Below are 13,281 nucleotides of genomic sequence, written 5' to 3'. Positions count from 1 at the left end.
CCCCGCGCGCGGGGTGCGTCGGACCTGCCGGTTGTGTTGGTCATCGGGGCTCCTGTGATCCCGTGCCGCCCGCGGTGTCGGCGCCGTCGGCCAGCACGCCGAGCAGGGCCTCGGCCAGCTCCGGCTTGAGCATGCCGTGGGCGAGCGCGCGGTCGGCCGTGGCGCGGGCCATCGCGAGGTAGCCGGCCACGGCCTGCGGAGCGTGCCGGCGCAGCTCGCTCATGTGCGCGGCGACCGTACCGGCGTCGCCTCGGGCCACCGGGCCGGTCAGGGCGGCGTCGCCGGAGCGCAGGGCGTTGTCGAGGGCGGCGCCGAGGAGAGGACCGAGCATCCGGTCGGGGGCGGCGACCCCGGCCGTACGCAACAGCTCCATCGACTGGGCGACCAGCGTGACCAGGTGGTTCGCGCCGAGGGCGAGCGCCGCGTGGTAGAGCGGGCGGGATTCCTCCGCGATCCATTCGGGCTCACCGCCCATCTCGATGACCAGCGCCTCGGCGGCGAGCCGCAGCTCCTCGGGGGCGGTCACGCCGAAGGAGCAGCCGGCCAGCCGCTGGACGTCGACGGAGGTGCCGGTGAACGTCATCACCGGGTGCAGGGCGAGCGGCAGGGCACCGGCCCGCATGGCCGGGTCCAGCACCTGTGTCCCGTACCGCCCCGACGTATGGACGAGCAGCTGTCCCGGCCGCACCGCGCCCGTCTCGGCGAGGCCCTCGACCAGACCGGGCAGGGCGTCGTCCGGAACGGTCAGCAGCACCAGTTCGGCGCGCGCGAGCACCTCGGCGGGCGGCACCAGCGGTACGTCGGGGAGCAGGGTGGCCGCCCGGCGCACCGACGCGTCGGAGACGCCCGACACGGCGACCGGTCGGTGCCCGGCGAGCTGCAGGGACGCGGCGAGAGCGGGGCCGACGCGGCCCGCGCCCACGACGCCGACCGTGAGTCGGGCGGGGCGGTCCCTCGCGTCGAGGGGCTCCTTGGGGAGTGATGCATTCACGCGGCGGCGGCCTTCCGTTCCAGTCCGCGGGGGGTACCGGACGATTTCTCTGCATGCTACGCCAGCGTTTCGCCCGGCCCTCCGGCTGTCCACAGCCTGTGGGAAAAGTCCCGGCGGGTGCGCGGTCCGGCATCCCCGCGGGCCCGAAAAAACGTGCGGGCTCCGGCTGCGACCTGCGTGATGATCGTCCCATGACAGACACGGCAGACACGGCGAGCACGGAAGAGCAGGCACGGCGCTCGGAGGGGGATCCGCAGGAACAGTCGCAGGAACAGTCGCAGGAGCAGTCGCAGTCGCAGTCGCAGTCGCAGTCGCAGTCGCAGTCGCAGGAGGACGCGCAGCGGCTTCGCAGGTTGAAGGCCTGGCGTGCGGCCGAGCGGGTCCTGGTCAGGCTGCCCCTGCACCTCCCGCTCGGTGAACGGCTGGCCGCGCTGGCGGCGGGGGCCGGAGCGGTCACCGATCTCGGCCGTCCTGCGGACATATACGGCAATGGCATCGTCGCCGAGCTGGAGCGGCGGATCGCGGACCTGCTGGGCATGGAGGCCGCCGCGTTCTTCCCGACCGGGACGATGGCGCAGCAGGTCGCGCTGCGGTGCTGGGCCGGGCGGACCGGAAATTCCACCGTCGCGCTGCACCCCCTGGCCCATCCCGAGGTGCACGAGCGCGGCGCGCTGGGAGCGGTGAGCGGGCTGCGTACCGTCCATCCCACGTCCGAGCCCCGGCCGCCCACGGCGCAGGAGATCCGCGACTTCGCCGAGCCGTTCGGCACGCTGATGCTGGAGCTGCCGTTGCGCGATGCCGGTTTCCTCCTGCCGACGTGGGAGGAGCTGGAGGCCGTGGTGGCGGCCGCCCGGGAACGCGATGCGGTGGTGCACGTCGACGGCGCGCGGCTATGGGAGTGCGCTCCCCACTTCGCGCGGGAGCTGCCGGAGATCGCGGCGCTCGCGGACAGTGTGTACGTCTCGTTCTACAAGTCCCTCGGCGGAATCTCCGGGGCCGCGCTGGCCGGTCCCGAGTCCCTGATCGAGGAGGCCCGCACCTGGCGCCACCGGTACGGCGGCCAGCTCTTCCAGCAGTTCCCGGCGGCGCTCGCCGCGCTGATCGGCCTGGACCAGGAGCTGCCGCTGCTGCCGTCGTACGTGGCACAGGCGAAGGTGGTGGCCGGGGCGCTGGCCGAGGGCTTCGCGGCGGCCGGCGCCGGGTGGTTCCGGGTGCATCCGGAACCACCGCACACCCACCAGTTCCAGGTGTGGCTGCCGTACGAGGCGGACGTCCTGACGGAGGCGGCGGTGCGGCAGGCGGAGGAGACGGGCGTGGTGCTCTTCCACAACTGGCACCCGGCGGCTGCCGGGCCGCCCGGGGTGGCGTGCACCGAGGTCACGGTGGGCCGGGAAGGGCTGGAGTGGACGGCGGAGGACGTACGGGGGGCGGCGGCGGAGTTCATGAACCGGGTGGTGGCTCAGCTCCGTTCGTCGGACTGACGTCCGTCGGGCGGGGCGGACCAGGTGCGACGGCGGTAGCGGCCGTAGCGGTCCCGGATGGTCCGCAGTACGGACCGGTCGTGCCGGCCCGGCGGTGGCGGCGGCGGTTCGCCGTGCTGAGCCGTGCGGTAGCTGTCGATCATGTGCTGCTGAAGGGCGTTCATGGCCTCAGCGTGGGCCGGTCCCGGCCCACGCTGCTCGTCGATTGACGAGCAACGTCAAGTGAGCGTGGCCTTCCGCGCCCACCCCGCACCATGGAGGGGTGAGCGTGCACATCGACATCGTGGGGCTGGCGCCCGAGAGCATCGTCTTCGAGACCTCTCCCCTCGCCGAGCTGGGGCTGACTCTGCATGCCCTCTCCGAGCCCGGACACCACCCGGGGCTGCACGGCTGGGCGACGGCGACCGCCAGTGCGCTGGAACCCGATCTCGCCGACCGGCTGCACGAGGCCGAGTTCCTGTGGCGCAACACGTTCTCGGACATCTTCCTGCCGTTCGCCGGAGTCCGTGGCGGCAACGGCAGGACGGGCGCGAACCTCGCCGAGGACCTGGACATCCTCGACCGGCTGGACGACGAGCGGTTCGTCGCCGCCGCCCTGGAGTTCACCTGCTCCGGTCTGTACGGGCGCGGCGCGCCGTCCCCGCTCAGCGACGCGCCGATGCGCGCCCGCGCCCTGGACATGGCGGCGGCGCGCGGCCCTCAACAGGTGGAATTCGCCCAGCAACTGCTGGACGATCCCGCCCCCGTACGCCGCTGGATCCGCCGCCTGTTCGAGGACTGCGACCAGGCGTTCTTCGCCGACACCTGGCGGCGGGTGCGGGTCCAGCTGGTCGCCGACGCCCGGCACAAGACGGATCTGCTGCGGCGCAAGGGGCTCGGCGAGGCGATGTGCGCGGTGTCCCCGGCGCTGTCGCTCGACGAGGCCGGGACCCGGATCAGTGCCGACAAGCTGACCGAGGGCCGGGCCAATGCCGCAGACCCGGCTTTCGGCCGCCCCGGGCTCACCCTCGTCCCGTCCGCCTTCGGCTGGCCGCACCTGAACCTGCTGTACGCGCCCGGCTGGCGCCCGGTGATCCACTACCCGGTGCACCACCCCGAGCTGCCCTCTCCCGCCTCGGTTGAACTGCTCCAGCTGCGCATGGAGGCGCTGGCCCACCCGATGCGGATGCGCCTGTGCCGCCATCTCGCCCGGTCCCCGTACACGACCGGCGAACTCGCCGAGACGTACGGCATCTCGGCGCCCGAGGTCTCCCGGCACCTCGCGGCGCTGAAGAAGGCGGGCCTGGTCACCACCCGGCGGCGCGGCCGGTACGTGCAGCACCAGCTGGACCTGACTGTGGTGGCACGGCTGGGCAGCGATTTCCTGGAGGGCATCCTGCGCTGAGCGGCGCTTCCGATTCGCGCCGAGCGACGACCGGCTCGGCCGACTCGGTCGAAGCGGACGTGCTTGATCCGCGTCCACGTACGCCGCACCCGGTGCCGCAGCACGCCGTCCGTGTCCGGCAGGATGCCCAGCCCCGCCGATCCGGCGATCCGGTCGGCGACTGCGGGACCGTTTCAGCGCATCCCGCCGCCACCGCCGGCCCTGACCAGCCCCGTCTCGTACGCGAGGACGACGACCTGCACCCGGTCGCGCAGGCTCAGCTTGGTGAGGATGCGGCCCACATGCGTCTTCACGGTCGCCTCGGAGAGCACCAGGCGTGCCGCGATCTCGCCGTTCGACAGGCCCTGCGCGACCAGCAGCATCACTTCGCGTTCACGTTCGGTGAGCTTGGCGATACCCATGTGCTGCGGTTCGCTGGTGCCGCTCGGCAGCATCGGTGAGAAGCGGTCGAGCAGCCGGCGGGTGGTGGACGGGGCGACGACGGCGTCGCCGCTGTGCACGGAGCGGATGGCCGCGAGCAGTTCGGCGGGCGGCACGTCCTTGAGCATGAAGCCGCTGGCCCCGGCCTTCAGCCCGGAGAAGGCGTATTCGTCGAGGTCGAACGTGGTCAGGATGAGCACCTTGGGCGCATCCGGCTGCGCGCAGATGCGCCGGGTGGCCTCGACACCGTCCAGCCTCGGCATCCGGACGTCCATCAGCACCACGTCGACGGCGGTGGCACGCAGGATCCCGATCGCCTCCGCGCCGTCGCCGGCCTCGGCCACGACCTCCATGTCCGGCTGGGCGGCGAGCACCATCCGGAAGCCGGTACGCAGCAGCACCTGGTCGTCGACGAGCATCACGCGGATCGCCATGAGGGGTCCTGTCTCCTGTCTGTCCTGCGCCTGTACTGCGTTTCTGTACCGCGCCTGTCCTGGGTCCGGAAAAGTGCCGGAGGTCTAGTGGGCCGCCTTGAGCGGCAGCAGGGCGCTGATCCGGAACCCGCCGCCCGGCCTCGGCCCCGCGTCCAGCGTGCCGCCGACCATGCCGACCCGTTCGCGCATGCCGATCATTCCGTGGCCCGCGCCGTCGGCGCCGCCGTCCACGTACAGCTCGTGCGCCGCGCCCCGCCCGTCGTCCTCGACCAGCAGCCCGAGCCCGTCGTCGAAGTAGACCAGCCGCACGCTGGCCCCGGCGTCCGGGCCGCCGTGCTTGCGGGTGTTGGTCAGGGCCTCCTGCACGATGCGGTACGCGGTCAGCTCGACCCCGCTGGGCAGCGGCCGCGGGGTGCCCTCGATCTTGAAGTCGACGGCCAGCCCGGTCTTCCTGACCTGCTCGATGAGGTCCTCGATCTGCTCGACGTCGGGCTGCGGGACGTACTCCCCGCTCTCCTGGGCGTCCCCGGTCCGCAGCACCCCGAGCAGCCGCCGCATCTCCGCGAGGGCCTGCCTGCCGGTGCTGGAGATGGTCTCCAGGGCCTGCCGGGCCTGGTCGGGGGCCGCGTCCATGACATATGCCGCGCCGTCGGCCTGCACCACCATCACCGAGACGTTGTGCGCGACGACGTCGTGGAGTTCGCGGGCGATACGGGCCCGCTCGGCGGCCACCGCGACCTTCGACTGCGCCTCGCGCTCCCGCTCCAGCCGGGCCGCGCGCTCCTCCAACTGGCTGAAGTATGCGCGCCGGGTCCGCATCGAGTCGCCGAGCACCCAGGCGAGCACGAACGGCACGGTCATCACGATGACGACGAAGACCTGCTGGGCCCAGCCGGTCTGCGGTACGTCCTGCGGCCAGCGCAGCTGGGAGAGGGCTGCCGCGCACAGGGCGCAGACCAGCGCGAGCCGGGATGCCCAGCGCTCCCCGAGGGTGGCCACGGTGAAGACGATCACCAGCATCGCGAAGTTCACGACGCCGGGGGTGACCCCGAACAGCAGCTGTCCGACGCCCATCGCGATGGTGAGCAGCAGCATCTTCTCCGGCGCACGCCGGCGCAGGGCGACGACGGTGCAGAGCCCGATGCTGATCAGCAGGGCAGCGAGCCGCCCGCCTGCGCGATCCGCAGGCGCCACCATGGACAGGCCGGAGAGCCCGAGGAGGAAGACAGCCCAGAAGCTGTCGACGCCCGTCGGGTGTCTGCGGATGAAGTCGTAGAGGCGCTGCACGTAACCCAGCGTAGGGACAGGCGACAGGTGCACGGGTCAGCCGAAGGGCCGATCCGGCTCCAGGGACCGTACTCCCCAAGGTGGAGACTTGGAAACGTGACGGATGAGTGGCGTGGGTGGCAGGAGGCGGCAGAGACCGCTTTGTACGGAGACGGGGGGTTCTACCGGAGCCCGGAAGGGCCGGCGGGCCACTTCCGCACCTCCGTCCACGCGTCCCCGCTGTTCGCCTCGGCCGTCGCCCGGCTGCTGGTCAGGACGGCGCGGGAGCTGGGCACCGACTCGGTCGACCTGGTGGACCTGGGGGCGGGGCGGGGCGAACTGCTGACGGGGGTGCTGGCGGCCCTGCCGGCCGTGGGCGCCGACGGCCTGGCCGTACGGGCGTACGCCGTGGAGCTCGCCGCCCGCCCCGCCTCTCTGGACCCCCGGATCGAGTGGTGCGCCGAACCGCCGTCGGGGACGCGCGGTCTGCTGTTCGCCAACGAGTGGCTGGACAACGTCCCGACCGAGGTCGCCGAGACCGACGCGGACGGCGTCGAGCGGTATGTCCTCGTCCGGACGGCGGACGGTGCGGAACGGCTGGGCGGGCCGGTGTCCGGGGCCGACGCCGGGTGGCTGCGCCGCTGGTGGCCGTCGGCCGGTCCGGGCAGCCGGGCCGAGATCGGCCGCCCGCGCGACGAGGCCTGGGCACGGGCGGTGTCCACCCTGGCCGGCGGGCTCGCGGTGGCGGTGGACTACGCCCACGTACGTGAGGCGCGGCCCCCCTTCGGCACGCTGACCGGCTTCCGGGGCGGCCGTGAGGTGCGGCCGGTGCCGGACGGCAGCTGCGACCTCACCGCGCACGTGGCCCTGGACGCGTGCGCGGCGGCGGCCGGGGGCGGGACGGTGCTCCCCCAGCGCGAGGCACTGCACGACCTCGGCATCGACAGCGGGCGCCCGCCCCTGGCCCTGGCCTCGACCGACCCGGCCGGCTACGTACGGGCCCTCGCCTCGGCAGGCGAGGCGGCGGAGCTGACGGCCCGGGGCGGCCTCGGCGACTTCGGCTGGCTGATGCACCGAAGGCCCGGGGTCCGGGGCGGGGCCCCGGACACTCAGGGAATACTGGCCGTATGACGGAGACGACAGTCGGCATCGGCGGCGCAGCGGAGAGCACCGACATGGTGCTCAACATCGGCCCCCAGCACCCCTCCACCCACGGCGTGCTCCGTCTGCGCATCGTCCTCGACGGCGAACGCATCCAGCACGCCGAACCGGTCATCGGCTACATGCACCGCGGCGCGGAGAAGCTGTTCGAGGCCCGCGACTACCGGCAGATCGTGATGCTCGCCAACCGTCACGACTGGCTGTCGGCGTTCTCCAACGAGCTGGGCGTCGTGATGGCCGTCGAGCGCATGCTCGGCATGGAGGTCCCGGAGCGCGCGGTCTGGACGCGGACACTGCTCGCCGAGCTGAACCGGGTCCTGAACCATCTGATGTTCCTCGGCTCGTACCCGCTCGAACTCGGCGGGATCACCCCGGTGTTCTACGCCTTCCGCGAGCGCGAGGAGCTCCAGGCCGTGATGGAGGAGGTCTCCGGCGGCCGGATGCACTACATGTTCAACCGGGTCGGCGGCCTCAAGGAGGACCTCCCCGCGGGCTGGCTCGGCCGCGCCCGGGACGCCGTCGCCTCGGTCCGGTCCCGGATGGACGTGTACGACGACCTGGTGCTCGGCAACGAGATCTTCCGGGGCCGCACGCGTGGTGTGGGCGTGCTGTCCGCCGGGACCGTGCACGCGTACGGGGTGTCCGGGCCGATCGCCCGCGCCTCGGGCGTCGACTTCGATCTGCGGCGCGACGAGCCGTATCTCGCGTACGGGGAGCTCCAGGACACCCTCGAGGTCGTCACCCGCACCGAGGGCGACTGCCTGGCCCGCTTCGAATGCCTGCTGGAGCAGACGCACAACGCCCTGGATCTGGCGGACGCCTGCCTGGACCGGATGGCCGGCCTCGCGCCCGGCCCGATCAACCAGCGGCTGCCCAAGGTACTGAAGGCCCCCGAGGGTCACACCTACGCCTGGACCGAGAACCCGCTCGGCATCAACGGCTACTACCTGGTCTCCAAGGGCGAGAAGACCCCGTACCGGCTGAAGCTCCGCTCCGCGTCGTACAACAACATCCAGGCGCTCACCGAGCTGCTGCCGGGCACGCTGGTCGCCGACATGGTGGCGATCCTGGGCTCGCTCTTCTTCGTCGTCGGCGATATCGACAAGTAGGCCCCGGACCGGCCCTGGCCGCGCGGCGCCTACGAGATGGCGCTGCGCAGCTCCACCACGTCCAGCTGCTCGGTCTCATCGTGCGCGGTCAGGTCGATGACCTTGCCGACGTCCCGGTTCCCGGCCGTGCCCGTGCGGTGCGCGGCCAGTGCCTCCTCGCCCACCACGTCCGCGAGGTCCTCGTTCTGCACGGACTCGATCGCGGCGCGCGCCTTCTGGGTACCGAAGAAGTCGAAGCTGCCCTGCGGCACCGGATGGCGGCGGGGCGCCGCGTGCGGAGCGACCGGGCTGGCGGCCGGAACGGCGCGCGCCGCGGGCAGCGCGGCGGACGGCCGGGGCGCCGGAAGGGCGGCCGTCGGACGGAGGTTCTCGGCCCCGGACGCGTCCGGGGCCGCCGCGTGCTTCCCCTGCCGCTCCTCCGCCTCCCGGGCCCGCTCCGCGAGATCCCGCTTCCTGGCCTGCTCGGCGGTACGGCGCGCCTCCTGGAGGGCACCGTTGCGCGAGAGGTCCTCCAGCGCCTGGGCGGCACGCAGATAGGCGGCCGGCGTCGGTGTGCTGCGCGCCGCGGGCAGTTCCCGGGGAGTCGCGGCTTCGAGCGCGAGCTGCCTGCGGCCCTCCAGCGCGCTGGCCCGCTCGGTCTCGGCGTTGGCATACCGCCGCAGCAGCGCGGCGTGCTCCCCGCGCAGATTGGCGAGCTCCACGCGCTTGCGGCGCAGCTTCGTCTCCAGCCGGGCGCGCAGCTCCCGCGACTCCTCCAGGTCGGCCTCCAGCTCGGCCAGGCGCTCCTCGGCCCGCCATTCGTCACCGGCTCGGGCGCGGGTCAGCTCGGCGATACGGCGGCCCGCATCCCGGTCCCAGCTGCGCATCAGATACGCACCGGTCACGGCCGCGGCCGCCACGGCGGCCACCAGACCGCGCAGGATCAGGGGCTCGGCGAGCAGCCAGGCGCCCCCGGCACAGAGAACCGACACTCCGACGACGGCCGAGGGCGGAAGGATTCTGTGCAGAGGTGGCGAATGGCGATGACGTCCACGTGGCATGGCCTGAAATTTACCGTGTGTAGGAGGCACTTGGGGAGCCGCCGGCCAATCTGTTCCCACCCGGTTACCTGGCGTTCCCCGATCCCCGATCTCTACTTCTTGATGAGGCCCTTCGATCGCAGATAGTCCTTGGCCGCGTCGGCGGGCTTTGCGCGCTCGGCGTCCACCTTGCGGTTCAGTTCTGCCAGATCCTCGGTGGTGAGGGCCTCGGTGAGCTTGCCGAGTGCGTCGGCAATGTCCTGGGAACCCGCGTCCTTGGCATTGACGACCGGCAGAACGTTGTCCGCGTTCTGGAGCTTCTTGTCGTCCTTCAGGAACATCAGGCCGTAGCTGTCGAGCACCGCGTCCGTGGTGGTGGTGAGGACCAGTTGGTCCTTGCCGTCCTTGACGGCCTGCTTGGACTGCGGTGTGCCGACTCCCTTGGGGTCGATACCGGTGACATTGATGCCGTACGTCTGCTTCAGGCCCGGCGCGCAGAACGGCCGCACCTCGCACTCGTCACCCGCCGCGATCTTCACTTCGGCCTTCGACCTGCCGAGATCCGAAAGGGTCTTGAGCTTGTTCTTCGCGGCGAATTCCTTGGTCACCGCGAAGGCGTTCTGGTCGACGGCGCCGCCGGCCGGGAGGACCTTCAGTCCGCGCGGAGTGGCGAGCTTCTCCAGCGCCGCGACCGTGGCGGCCGCGTCACCGGAGGCGACCGGCTTCTTCTCCGCCGCCTTCGCGCCATTCACCTTGGCATTGAGGAATTCGGCGATCGTCGCGGCGTATTCGGGGACGACATCGATCTCGCCCTTCTCCAGGGACGGTTCGTACAGCTCCCGGTTGGCCACCGTGGTGACCGAGGCGCTGTATCCGGCGTCGCCGAGGATCTGTGCGTACAGCTCCGCGAGGACCTTGGATTCGGTGAAGGACGCCGCGCCGACGACGAGCGAACCCTTCTTGCCGGAGCCGCCGCCGGAGTCGCCGGAGGACGCCGAGCCCGCTTTGTCCTTCTCCAGGCTGTCGCCGCCGCAGGCGGCGAGCGAACCGGCCAGCGCGACCATGCCGATGACCGCGCCCGCTATTCGCGAGGTCTTGCTCATGAGGTGTTCTCCGTCCACAGCAACAGGGTTATGTGAGATGAGATCCGAGGATCGAGAGGCGTGCGTCGACATCGAGAAGCGTGCGACGCCACGGATCCGACGGGCGGTCATGGCGGGCGGTCGTGGGGGCCGTCATGCCGTCCTGCGGCGACGCAGCGGTGACAGCAGCCGGTCGAGGCCCACCAGCACCGCCTCCACCAGCAGGGCGAGTACGGCGACCAGCAGCGCCCCCGCGACCACCTGCGGCGTGTTGTACGTGTTGAATCCGGCGGTGATGATCCGTCCCAGGCCGCCCTGGCCGACCATCGCGGCGATCGTCGCCGTGGCGACCACCTGGACCGCGGCCGAGCGCAGCCCGGTCATGATCATCGGGTAGGCCAGCGGCAGCTCGACCCGTACGAAGAGCTGGCCGCCGGACATTCCCATGCCCCGCGCCGCCTCGGCCACCGATCGGTCGACCTCCGTCATCCCGACATAGGCGTTGGTGAGCAGCGGCGGCACCGCGAACAGCACCAGCGCGGTGATCGTCGGCACGTATCCGGCATTGCGCAGCGGCGAGACCATGAAGAGGGCCAGCACCGCGAAGACCGGAACCGCCCGCCCCACATTGGAGATGTTGACGGCCAGCGCGCCCCCCTTCCCGATGTGCCCGAGGTACAGGGCGACCGGCAGCGCGACCGCGCAGGCCAGGGCGAGCGCGACGCCGCTGACATACAGATGCTCGGCGAGCCGGTGGGCCGCCCCGCTCTCCCCCGTCCAATTGGCGCCGGTCGTGAGCCAGGTCCAGGCCTCGCCGAGAACTCCCATGGTTCAGACCGCCTTTGCCGTGGCATCCGCGACCGCGGCCTCGCCCGCGTGGCCGGTGCGTATGCGAGTCCAGGGGGTCAACAGCCGCTGGAGGCCCAGCAGCAGCAGATCGGCGACGACCGCGAGCAGTACGCACAGGACCGAGGCGGTGAGCACCTGGGCCTTGAAGAAGCTGGGCAGGGCGTCCCCTATGAGGTTGCCCAGGCCTCCTCTGCCGATGATCGATCCGACCGTCGTCAGCGCGATCGTCGAGACCGTGGCGATCCGCACACCTGCCATCAACGCGGGCATGGCTAGGGGGAGCTCGACCTCCCAGAGCAGCCGGACCGGCCCGTACCCCATCCCCTGCGCGGCTTCCTTCGCCTCCTGCGGAACCGCTTCGAGGCCCGCCAGGATGTTCCGTACGAGAACGGTCAGGGAATACAGCACCAGGCCGGTGACGACCAGCGCCGCGGAGAGACCGAACAGCGGCAGCAGCAACGAGAACATCGCGAGGGACGGCACGGTGTAGAGCACCGTCGTCAGCCCCAGCACCGGTCCGGCGAAGCGGCGGCTGCGGCGGGCGAGCAGCGCCAGCGGAAAGGCCACCACGAGCCCGATCAGCACCGAGACCACGGTGATCCAGATGTGCTGGACCGTCGCATCGGTCAACTCCTGGCTGCGGGAACGGAGATACTCCCCGCAGATCCAGTCGTTCGTCACCATGCAGTTCTGTGCAGCAGCCATCCGTCCCCCACCTCCCGATTACCGCTCGTACCCGAGTGCCGAAGCACCGGCGCACCCGAAGCACCTATGCCTGGCGACCCTATCCCCGACCACTGACAATCGCCGAAGCCGTTGTATTCCAGCAACATGTCCTTCACAGAACACGCGCGACAATGGGGAACCATGATCCGTTTCGAGCACGTCACCAAGCGGTACGCGGACGGCACCACCGCCGTCGACGACCTTTCATTCGAGGTCGCCGAGGGTGAACTGGTCACGCTCGTCGGACCGTCGGGCTGCGGCAAGACGACCACCATGAAGATGGTGAACCGGCTGATCGAACCGACCGGGGGCCGGATATTCCTCGACGGGGACGACATATCCACCATCGACCCCGTCCAACTGCGCCGGCGCATCGGCTATGTGATCCAGCAGGTAGGCCTCTTCCCGCACCGTACGGTCCTGGAAAACACCGCGACCGTTCCCCACCTCCTCGGCTGGAAACGGGGAAAGGGCCGCGAGCGCGCGGCGGAACTCCTCGACCTGGTCGGACTTGATCCTTCCGTTTATGGCGACCGTTATCCGGAACAGCTCTCCGGCGGTCAGCGCCAACGCGTGGGCGTGGCAAGGGCGCTGGCCGCCGACCCGCCCGTACTGCTGATGGACGAGCCTTTCGGCGCGGTCGACCCCGTCGTACGGGAACGGCTGCAGAACGAATTCCTGAATCTCCAGGAACAGGTCCGCAAAACCGTGTTGTTCGTCACGCACGACATCGAGGAAGCGGTCCGGCTCGGTGATCGTATCGCCGTCTACGGACAGGGCTCGATCGAGCAGTTCGACTCCCCGGCGACCGTGCTCGGCGCCCCCGCCACCCCCTACGTCGCGGACTTCGTGGGCGCCGACCGCGGCCTCAAACGCCTCTCCGTGACCCCCATCGAGGAGGGCGACCTCGACCAGCCGCCGGTCGTCCACCTCGACGACTCCCTGGCGGGGGCGACCGAACGGCTGCGGGCCGAAGGGGCGCGCTGGGCCGTCGTGCTGGACGGCCAGGACAACCTGCACGGCTGGATCCCGGCCGACGGCGCCGCCACCACCGCGACCGAGGACACGGTGCGCGCCCACGCGCGCAGGATGGAGGCGTGGCTGCCCGTCGGCGCCCCGCTCAAACATGCATTCGCCACCATGCTCCAGCACGACGCCGGCTGGATCGCCGTCATCGACAAGGAGAGCACCGGCCGCTTCCTCGGCGTACTCACCCCGGCCCGGCTCCATGAGGCGCTGCGCCGCTCGATCGACGCGGACGCGCAGGACGTCCCCCGGGCCGAGGTGGCCGTCGAGACGGTGGAGAGCATCACCAAGACCGCCGCACGGTGAGCCGGGGCCGGTGAACCGATGGCCGGG

At 71.4% G+C, this 13,281-nt stretch carries 13 protein-coding genes; 5 read left to right on the top strand and 8 right to left on the bottom strand.

Annotated features, from left to right (window positions below; translation table 11 throughout):
- Positions 1-40 precede the first annotated feature (40 nt).
- The gene (locus ACZ7L9_RS30455; protein ID WP_471420213.1) at positions 41-991 is read right to left on the bottom strand and encodes a Rossmann-like and DUF2520 domain-containing protein; all 951 of its coding nucleotides are present in this window, start codon (positions 989-991) and stop codon (positions 41-43) included.
- Between the two features lie 191 nt (positions 992-1,182).
- On the opposite strand from ACZ7L9_RS30455, the gene ACZ7L9_RS30450 reads away from it, so the two are divergent.
- A complete protein-coding gene (locus ACZ7L9_RS30450) occupies positions 1,183-2,472 on the top strand; it encodes a threonine aldolase family protein (RefSeq protein ID WP_471420211.1) in 1,290 nt (429 codons plus the stop codon).
- On the opposite strand, the gene ACZ7L9_RS30445 is transcribed toward ACZ7L9_RS30450, so the two are convergent.
- On the bottom strand, positions 2,451-2,636 hold the full coding sequence (locus tag ACZ7L9_RS30445; protein ID WP_471420209.1) for a hypothetical protein: 186 nt from the start codon (positions 2,634-2,636) through the stop codon (positions 2,451-2,453). The two genes, ACZ7L9_RS30450 and ACZ7L9_RS30445, sit on opposite strands and share 22 nt — an antisense overlap.
- A 104-nt stretch (positions 2,637-2,740) precedes the next feature.
- Between ACZ7L9_RS30445 and ACZ7L9_RS30440 the strand changes: the two genes are divergently transcribed.
- On the top strand, positions 2,741-3,856 hold the full coding sequence (locus ACZ7L9_RS30440; protein WP_471420275.1) for a DUF5937 family protein: 1,116 nt from the start codon (positions 2,741-2,743) through the stop codon (positions 3,854-3,856).
- Between the two features lie 173 nt (positions 3,857-4,029).
- On the opposite strand, the gene ACZ7L9_RS30435 is transcribed toward ACZ7L9_RS30440, so the two are convergent.
- Both ACZ7L9_RS30435 and ACZ7L9_RS30430 read right to left on the bottom strand, forming a co-directional pair.
- Positions 4,030-4,710: a response regulator transcription factor gene (locus ACZ7L9_RS30435; RefSeq protein WP_471420207.1), complete on the bottom strand. Its 681-nt coding sequence runs from the start codon at positions 4,708-4,710 to the stop codon at positions 4,030-4,032.
- An 84-nt stretch (positions 4,711-4,794) separates the two neighbouring features.
- On the bottom strand, positions 4,795-5,997 hold the full coding sequence (locus tag ACZ7L9_RS30430) for a sensor histidine kinase (RefSeq protein ID WP_471420205.1): 1,203 nt from the start codon (positions 5,995-5,997) through the stop codon (positions 4,795-4,797).
- Between the two features lie 96 nt (positions 5,998-6,093).
- Here ACZ7L9_RS30430 and ACZ7L9_RS30425 point away from each other — a divergent pair, with 96 nt between their 5' ends.
- Positions 6,094-7,107 (top strand): SAM-dependent methyltransferase, encoded by a 1,014-nt coding sequence (locus ACZ7L9_RS30425; RefSeq protein ID WP_471420203.1) that lies wholly within the window; start codon positions 6,094-6,096, stop codon positions 7,105-7,107.
- Positions 7,104-8,246 carry an NADH-quinone oxidoreductase subunit D gene (locus ACZ7L9_RS30420; RefSeq protein WP_471420201.1) on the top strand — a complete coding sequence of 381 codons (1,143 nt, stop codon included), beginning with the start codon at positions 7,104-7,106 and terminating at the stop codon, positions 8,244-8,246. Before ACZ7L9_RS30425 ends, ACZ7L9_RS30420 begins: the two co-directional genes overlap by 4 nt.
- Before the next feature lie 29 nt (positions 8,247-8,275).
- Here ACZ7L9_RS30420 and ACZ7L9_RS30415 read toward each other — a convergent pair whose 3' ends face one another.
- The 4 genes from ACZ7L9_RS30415 to ACZ7L9_RS30400 form a co-directional block, all read right to left on the bottom strand.
- Entirely contained in the window at positions 8,276-9,286 is a 1,011-nt protein-coding gene (locus ACZ7L9_RS30415) for a hypothetical protein (protein WP_471420199.1), read from the bottom strand.
- Between the two features lie 92 nt (positions 9,287-9,378).
- Entirely contained in the window at positions 9,379-10,368 is a 990-nt protein-coding gene (locus tag ACZ7L9_RS30410) for an ABC transporter substrate-binding protein (RefSeq protein ID WP_471420197.1), read from the bottom strand.
- Positions 10,369-10,500: 132 nt separating this feature from the next.
- Positions 10,501-11,175 carry an ABC transporter permease gene (locus ACZ7L9_RS30405; protein WP_406382289.1) on the bottom strand — a complete coding sequence of 225 codons (675 nt, stop codon included), beginning with the start codon at positions 11,173-11,175 and terminating at the stop codon, positions 10,501-10,503.
- Between the two features lie 3 nt (positions 11,176-11,178).
- On the bottom strand, positions 11,179-11,901 hold the full coding sequence (locus ACZ7L9_RS30400; protein WP_471420195.1) for an ABC transporter permease: 723 nt from the start codon (positions 11,899-11,901) through the stop codon (positions 11,179-11,181).
- Positions 11,902-12,063: 162 nt separating this feature from the next.
- On the opposite strand from ACZ7L9_RS30400, the gene ACZ7L9_RS30395 reads away from it, so the two are divergent.
- A complete protein-coding gene (locus tag ACZ7L9_RS30395) occupies positions 12,064-13,254 on the top strand; it encodes an ABC transporter ATP-binding protein (protein ID WP_471420193.1) in 1,191 nt (396 codons plus the stop codon).
- The last annotated feature ends 27 nt before the right edge of the window (positions 13,255-13,281 follow it).

It is taken from the genome of Streptomyces sp. NPDC111516, from assembly GCF_055635345.1.
The sequence above is the reverse complement of the archived record's forward strand: the minus strand, read 5'-3'. Positions and strand labels throughout refer to the sequence as shown.